Here is a 6,462-nt window from a genome sequence, read left to right on the forward strand (position 1 = left end):
CGGCGTCGGTCCATCCGTCGCCGACCATGACGACGGGCGCGGGGAGGGCCAGGGCGCGCACGGCGACCGACTTGCCGCCGGCGTGGGCCAGCGGATTGTCCGCGTCCACGCCGGTGACGCGGCCTTCGGCGTCGTAGGTCAGGTCGTTGCACAGCACCCGGTCCGGCGCGATGTGAAGGTGTTCGGCCAGGGGGGCGATGATCTCGCGGAAGCCGCCTGACAGGATGACGATGCGGTCGGCGTTCTCGCGGAAGAAGCGCAGGTTCCGGCGGACCGACGGCGTGCCTTCGTCGAGGATGCGGCCCGCCAGTTCGGCGACGTGGGACCGGGTCAGGGGCAGGAGCTCAAGGCGGCGGCGGAGGGCCTCGCCGAAGGGCATGTCCCCGGTCATGGCCTGATCGGTCAGGCGCACGATCTCGGCGCGGACCGCCCCGGCGTCGGGCGCGCCGGCCAGGGCGATGTCGGCCAGGGCCTCGAGCGTCTCGATCCGGACGAGGGTGGAATCGAAGTCGAAGACGTAGGTCGCCGGATCAGCCATGGGGGGAGCTTGGCTCACCTTCGCAGTTGCAGCAATGGGCCGGGCGGGTTCGAAAAAATACAGTCCAGACCGTCCAGCTCGTCCAAATGAAAAGCGCCGGCCGCCCGGCGAGGGACGACCGGCGATCATGCTGGCAGGCAGCTACGTCGGATTCGGACGCAGACGTCAGAATTTGCCGAGGCTGCGCAGGCGGCTGTCGGGACGACGGGCGTCCATGGCGGCGGCGCCGATGGCGGCGGCGATGGTCAGAAGGGCGAGGGCCGCGCCGCCTTCACGGGCGTGATCCCTGGCGTAGGCGCCGGCGTCGTGCGCGTACCGGCGCGCGGTCTTGCCGTGTTTCTTCAAGGCCTTGCGCGAAGAATGTCGTGCGCCGTGCAGGATCTGCTCGCCACGATGGCGGGCTTCGCCGCTGAAGTCGGACGCGCGCTCGCCGGCGTCGCTGAGGCCATGGCGCACCGTTTCGGCAAGATCGCCGAAGCGGTCGCGCAGGGCGTCCGTGTCGACCCAGCCGCGCGGGTCGAAACGACCGCGCAGGCGCTCATAGCGGGTGGGACCCGAACGCTGGTTCAACAGCACGGCTGCGATGCCGATGCCGGCCAGGATGGCGACGACGCCGCCGGTGATTCCCGGGTGTTTGCGGACTTCGGCGAGGGCGGAGAACTGGCGGACCATGGGATAGTGAACCTCTTCATCGAGGCCGTCGTCGTTCGGGTCGTAGAGCCCGTCGTCAAACGGCTGATACGCGGAACCCCTGTCCCGCATCATGACAGGAGCGAACCGCGCCAGAAGTGGTTCCGCCAGACCCGGGAGGGCGGAATAGAAGCTGGCGATCAGCCGCCCGCCGCCCCCGACCGTGATCTCGCGGATCGGATGGCTGGCGCAATACAGGATGGTGTCGGCGACCACATGGGTGGCGTAGACGGGCTGGGGGTTCTGCACCGCCTGACCCGTCAGGTTGCGGGCGTGCTTGTTGTAGGGCGTGTCGATCGCCGAGGGCTTGACCAGCGACAGGGTGATCGGCGCCTGTTCGCGCATCAGCTCCATGCGGAAGGCGTTGGTGAAGCCCTTCACCGCGTGCTTCGAGGCCGAATAGACGCCCTGCACCGGAATCGGCGCGTCCGACAGGGTCGAGCCGACATTGACGATGGCCCCGCCGCCCGGCCGTTCGCGCAGGTGGTCGGCGGCGATCATCGAGCCGTTGACCACGCCCCAGTAGTTGGTCTCGAACAGCCGCCGCTGATCCTCCAGCGTCGTCGCGCGGATATTGCCGAAGATCGAGACGCCGGCGTTGTTGATCCAGGTGTCGAAGCCGCCGAACAGACGCACGCATTTCTCCGCCGCCCCGGCCAGGGCGTCGTAGTCGGCCACGTCGGCGACGGCCCAGGCGGCGCGGGCGCCCGTGCCCTGAAGCTCTTCGGTCAGGGCCTTAAGGTCGTTTTCGCCGCGCGCGATCAGAAACACGCAGGCCCCCGCCTTCGCCGCCCGCCGCGCGGTCGCCAGGCCGACGCCGGAGGTGGCCCCGGTGATGACGATGGCTTGCTGGTTCAGGGGCTTGAGGGTCGCTTTGGTCATGAAACCGCCGGGTCTGTGCGCTTGGATCGGGCCTTGAACGAACGGGGCCGAGACCCCGCCGGTTCCTGCTGTAGCATGCAGGTCTTACCATTCGCGATGGCCGCGCCTATCTGACGGCGCTTCCGCACAATCGCTCTTTCCGAGGACCGCCCGTGACCGATCACGCGCATACGTCGCCCGCCAACCCCGCCGACGATCTGGCGGCCGCCTTCCAGATCGAGGGCTGGCCCGTGCGTGGGCGTCTGGTGCGGCTGGGCGAAACCATCGACGCCATCCTGTCGGCCCATGACTATCCGGAACCCGTCGCGGCCCTGCTCGGCGAGGCCTGCGCCCTGGCGGCCCTGGTCGGGTCGAGCCTGAAGTTCGAGGGCCGGCTGATCGTCCAGGCCCAGGGCGACGGGCCGGTGCGCTACGTCGTCGCCGACTATGACACCCAGGGGCATATGCGCGGCTATTGCCGCTTCGACGAGGCCGAGGTCGCCGCGGCGTCGCAGGGCTTCGCCCGGCCGGGGGCGCGCTCGCTGCTGGGGCAGGGGGTGTTCGTGATGACGCTGGATCGCGGGCCTGATTTCGAGCGGACCCAGGGGATCACGCCGATCGAGGGCGAGAGCCTGTCGCTGGCCGCCGAACACTATTTCCAGCAATCCGAGCAGATCCCGACCAAGGTCCGTCTGTCGGTCGGTTCGATCACCACGGACGCGGGCACGGGCTGGCGGGCCGGCGGGGCGCTGATCCAGTTGATCGCGGGCGACGAGGCGCGCGGCTCGACCGAGGAGGCGTGGGACCGGTCGCGGGCCCTGTTCCAGACGCTGGGCGACGACGAGCTGCTGGACCCGACGATCACGCCGGAGACCCTGCTGTTCCGCCTGTTCCACGAGGACGGCGTGCGGCTGGAGGACGCCCGCGCGCTGGTGGCCCAATGCCGCTGCTCGCACGCCCGCATCGCCGGAATGCTGACGTCGTTCAAGGCCGAGGAGCGGGCCGAGATGGTCGAGGCCGACGGCAAGATCCGCGTGACCTGCGAATACTGCGCCACGGTCTATGCGCTGGAGCCGGAAGAGATCACGGTCAGCGAAGGCTAGGTCCCGGCCCCGGCACGACCGGCGGCGAGGCCGTGCTGGGTCCCAGGGCCAGGACGCCGTCATAGGCGCCGTCATCAGTCGGCTCGAGGCGCACGCCTCGAAGGTCGATGTCGACGACGGCGCGTGACGGATTGGTTCCGCATGCAGACTGGCAGTTCCATTCCGTGCCGCCCTGCTGCGCCACCTTGAGCGTCAGGACATCGGCGGCGGGCAGGTGGCCGGCGGCGGGAACGCCGACATCGGGGAAGCGGGGGAAACCGGTCTTGCGGGCATGCAGGTTGCCGACGAGGACCAGCACCTTCGACTGCGGCCGGGCGTAGATCGCTCCTGCCAGCGCATGGCCCATGTCGAGTTCGTACCAGGCCTGCGTCAGGTCGCGCTGGCGGGGCGTGGAAGGCTGGAAGGCGTGAAAGGCTACATCGCGTCCATCCGCGCGAAGCTGGCGGACGGACAACAGCATGGCCAGCATGGCCTGGCTGCTGCGGCCGTCGTTCATGCGCGGGTTCAGGAAATGGGTGCCGGACAGCGCCTCGACCGCCGTGGCCTCGTCGGGCGCGGCCAGGAAGGCGTCCAGCTGCGGCTGCATGACCGTCGGCAGTTCGAGGGCGATCGTGACCGGCCCTTTTTCGGCCGCCGCGCACGCCATCTGCGCGAACGCGGCCGGGGTCTCGACCGTGCCGTGGCTTTCGCCCACGACAATGTAGCGCTGCGGCATTGCGAGAAGGGCGTCAGTCCCCGCCGGCGGAGAACAGTCGGCGGGCTGCGCGGCCAGCAGGCTGGCGGCGGCGAACAAGGCGATCATCGAAGCCCCCGGTTGATCCACGCCCCTACCGGCGCGTGTGCAGAAGGCTGGGCGATTGTGGCGGGCGCGTGGCCCTCCTCAGTACGCCAAGGCAATGCCGTCTTTCCGCATCTCCGTCGCCGCGCCGTAGGTCCAGGGGCCGCGTCCGTTGGTCTGGCGCACCACGTTCTGGTAGCCGCCGAAGCCGCCGTTGGGACCGCCCAACACCCAGCCCATGGCCTCCAACCGCGCCTTCGAAGCCGCCGGGACGCCGGTTTCCAGATGCAGCACACCGACGCCCTCGGACGGATGGCCGGTGGGTTCGGACGAGCCCTCGTGCTGCCAGCGCGGGCTGTCGCCGGCTTCCTGCGGGTCGAGGCCGTAGTCGACCATGTTGATTATGATCTGGGCCTGCCCTTGCGGCTGCATGCCGCCGCCCATGACGCCGAAGGCCATCCACGGCTCGCCGCCCTTGCAGGCGAAGCCGGGGATGATGGTGTGGAAGGGGCGCTTGCCCGGGGCGTAGACGTTGGGGTGGCCGTCGGTCAGGGCGAACAGCTCGCCGCGGTCCTGGAACATGAAGCCGAGGGTCGAACCGTCGGGGCCGTCGGGGACCAGGCCCGAGCCCATGCCGCGATAGTTGGACTGGATCCAGCTAACCATCATGCCGTCCTTGTCGGCGACGCTGAAATAGGTGGTGTCGCCCTGGGTCGGGGCGTCGCCGGGGAAGGCGCGGTCCATGACCCGGTCGGGCCGGATCAGGCGCGCGCGTTCGGCCGCGTAGGCTTTCGAGTTCAGCCATTCGACCGGGGTGCGACTGAAGCGSTCGTCGGCGAACCAYTTSGCSCGGTCCTCGAACGCCAGCCGCTTGGCCTCGGCCTGRTGGTGGATCGAGGCGGCGGACTGGAAGCCCATGCCCTTGAGGTCGAAATTCTCGCAGATGTTRAGGATCTGGTTGGTCGACAGGCCCTGGGTGTTGGGGCCGAGGCCNGAGGCGGCGGACTGGAAGCCCATGCCCTTGAGGTCGAAATTCTCGCAGATGTTGAGGATCTGGTTGGTCGACAGGCCCTGGGTGTTGGGGCCGAGGCCATAGACATCGACGCCGCGATAGTCGGTGCGGATCGGCTCGACCCATTCGGTGCGATGCGGGGCCAGATCGGCCTTCGTCATCCAGCCGCCGATGCGGCGGAAATAGCGTTCGATGTGGTCGGCGATCGCCCCCTCATAGAAGGCGTCGCGGCCGCCCTCGGCGATCAGGCGATAGGTGCGGCCCAGGTCGGGGTTGGCGAAGACCTCGCCGACCGCCGGGGTGCGGCCGTCGCGGGCGTAGACCTTCCTGCGGTTGTCGTTCTCCTCGATGATCGCGGCGCGGCGATCGAAATTGGCCATGTTGCGCTCGAGATACCAGGCGATCAGCTGGGGCATGGGCACGCCCTCCTCGCACAGCTCGGCGACCGGCAGCAGGACGTCCTTCCACGGCAGCTTGCCGTAGCGCTGATGGGCGCTCCACCAGGCGTCGACCGTGCCGGGGACGTTGACGGTGACCGCGCCGTAGGGGGGCAGGTAGCCGTCCTCGGCCTTCCTCGACCGCGCCGTCTCCAGCGACAGGCCGCGGGGGCTGTTGCCCGAGCCGTTGAAGCCGACGACCTTCCGCTGCGCCGGGTCCCACAGCATGCAGAAGGCGTCGCCGCCGATGCCGTTGGCGGTGGGCTCCAGGAAGCCNGTTGATGGCGATGGCCGCGTCAATGGCCGAGCCGCCGCGCCTCAGGGTGTCGATGCCGATCAGGGTGGCGCGCGGATGGGCCGTGGCGGCGGCGCCGTGCGCGCCCCAGACGGTCGAGCGGCCGACGAACTGGACGCCGCTGTTGCGGTTGCCGGGGCCGACGCCGGCGTAGGGGTCGGCAGGCGCGGTCTGGCGGGGAGGGGCGGCGGTTGCGGCAGGAGCGCCGGCGGTCGCTGCACCTGCTCCGGCGAGGAGAGCGGCTGCGGGGAGGGTCGAAAGGAAGGTGCGGCGGCGCATGGGCGAGGCTCCCTGAACTGAGAAGGGGACCCTAGCGGGTTCGGGTGCGGAAGGAAGTGCAACTGCCGTTTCAGCCGTCGTCATCCCGGCGAAGGCCGGGACCCAGCGGCGCCGGAGCGAAGCGGAGGCGACGAGTCAGCCTGGGTTGGCGTGACAGGTTCGCGCTCTCGCGCGCCGCTGGGTCCTAGGGTCCGCTGCGCCCCCCCCGGGATGACGACAGCAGTGGTTACCCGCCCAGATCCAGCGAATAGCCCGCCGACCGCACCGTGCGGATCGGGTTGACCGTGCCCTCGACGTTCAGGGCCTTGCGCAGGCGGCCGACGTGGACGTCGACCGTGCGGGCCTCGACGTAGACGTCGCTGCCCCAGACGGCGTCCAGCAGCTGTTCGCGGCTGAACACCCGGCCCGGGTGCTGCATCAGGTGGTCCAGCAGGCGGAATTCGGTGGGGCCGAGGTGGATCTCGTTGCC

The 6,462-nt window shown here is 69.7% G+C and carries 5 protein-coding genes and 2 pseudogenes; 1 reads left to right on the forward strand and 6 read right to left on the reverse strand.

Annotation, left to right across the window (positions count from 1 at the left end):
* Nucleotides 1-7: 7 nt before the first annotated feature.
* Together ASD25_RS33290 and ASD25_RS18225 are read right to left on the reverse strand one after the other, a co-directional pair.
* Nucleotides 8-667 (reverse strand): annotated as a pseudogene (locus ASD25_RS33290) (HAD family hydrolase); the annotation flags it as partial.
* Nucleotides 668-703: 36 nt separating this feature from the next.
* Entirely contained in the window at nucleotides 704-2,110 is a 1,407-nt protein-coding gene (locus tag ASD25_RS18225; RefSeq protein ID WP_055830014.1) for an SDR family oxidoreductase, read from the reverse strand.
* A gap of 152 nt (nucleotides 2,111-2,262) precedes the next feature.
* Between ASD25_RS18225 and ASD25_RS18230 the strand changes: the two genes are divergently transcribed.
* Nucleotides 2,263-3,192, forward strand: coding sequence for an Hsp33 family molecular chaperone (locus tag ASD25_RS18230; RefSeq protein WP_055830016.1), 930 nt, complete (start codon nucleotides 2,263-2,265; stop codon nucleotides 3,190-3,192).
* On the opposite strand, the gene ASD25_RS18235 is transcribed toward ASD25_RS18230, so the two are convergent.
* The 4 genes and pseudogenes from ASD25_RS18235 to ASD25_RS18245 all read right to left on the reverse strand — a co-directional run.
* Nucleotides 3,179-3,994: a hypothetical protein gene (locus ASD25_RS18235; RefSeq protein WP_055830018.1), complete on the reverse strand. Its 816-nt coding sequence runs from the start codon at nucleotides 3,992-3,994 to the stop codon at nucleotides 3,179-3,181. The two genes, ASD25_RS18230 and ASD25_RS18235, sit on opposite strands and share 14 nt — an antisense overlap.
* A gap of 78 nt (nucleotides 3,995-4,072) precedes the next feature.
* Nucleotides 4,073-4,963, reverse strand: an 891-nt coding sequence (locus ASD25_RS32155) for a gamma-glutamyltransferase family protein (protein WP_235562783.1), incomplete at its 5' end; no start/stop codon positions are given.
* Nucleotide 4,964: 1 nt separating this feature from the next.
* A pseudogene (locus tag ASD25_RS32160) lies at nucleotides 4,965-5,647 on the reverse strand (gamma-glutamyltransferase); the annotation flags it as partial.
* 572 nt (nucleotides 5,648-6,219) lie between these two features.
* A partial coding sequence (locus ASD25_RS18245; protein ID WP_200943663.1) for a winged helix-turn-helix domain-containing protein occupies nucleotides 6,220-6,462 on the reverse strand: 243 nt, incomplete at its 5' end.

It is taken from the genome of Brevundimonas sp. Root1423, from assembly GCF_001426805.1.

Excerpts from the sequence above, each read along its gene's own strand:
- ASD25_RS18225 (WP_055830014.1), bottom strand. The coding sequence starts at position 2,110 with ATGACCAAAGCGACCCTCAAGCCCCTGAACCAGCAAGCCATCGTCATC.
- ASD25_RS18235 (WP_055830018.1), bottom strand. The coding sequence starts at position 3,994 with ATGATCGCCTTGTTCGCCGCCGCCAGCCTGCTGGCCGCGCAGCCCGCC.